This is a genomic window from Bacillus sp. FG16 (assembly GCF_057809515.1).
Map to the genome: position 1 here is coordinate 1 of NZ_JBMDKC010000336.1, position 447 is coordinate 447.

The 447-nt window shown below is 36.7% G+C and carries 1 protein-coding gene; it reads left to right on the forward strand.

What is annotated here, in order from left to right:
- The coding region (locus tag ACODS7_RS32620) for a distal tail protein Dit (protein WP_488828702.1) at window positions 1-447 on the forward strand (447 nt) is incomplete at both ends.

Here is a 447-nt window from a genome sequence, read left to right on the forward strand (position 1 = left end):
ATGATGAGTTAGACAGGACTTATTTAGCATTAATTGATGGTTCTGTCGATTTGGATGAAATAGTCAATAGAGGTAGAGGAGTTATTACTTTTATTTGTCCAATGCCGTATAAACTAGGTAAAAAAAATACGCATACATTCACTCAAAACTGGTCCACTGAAATCACTACTTCTTTCGTCAATCAAGGTAATATAGAAGCGCCTCCAATTATTGAGATTGAGGCCAAGAAACCGAGTGCATTTTTAGATGTATGGTTTGGAGAGTATCCATATAATCGTGACTATTTCAGAATCGGTTATCCTTTGAAAACCGAACAACTACCTGTTGAAAGAAATCAAAGGCTGATATGGGATGAAATGGCTACTACTGTAGGTTGGAGTAAAGTCAGTTCGATGGAAGATGGCAACCCAGTCGGTGAAATGAAATCAGACGGTTATCAATTTTATT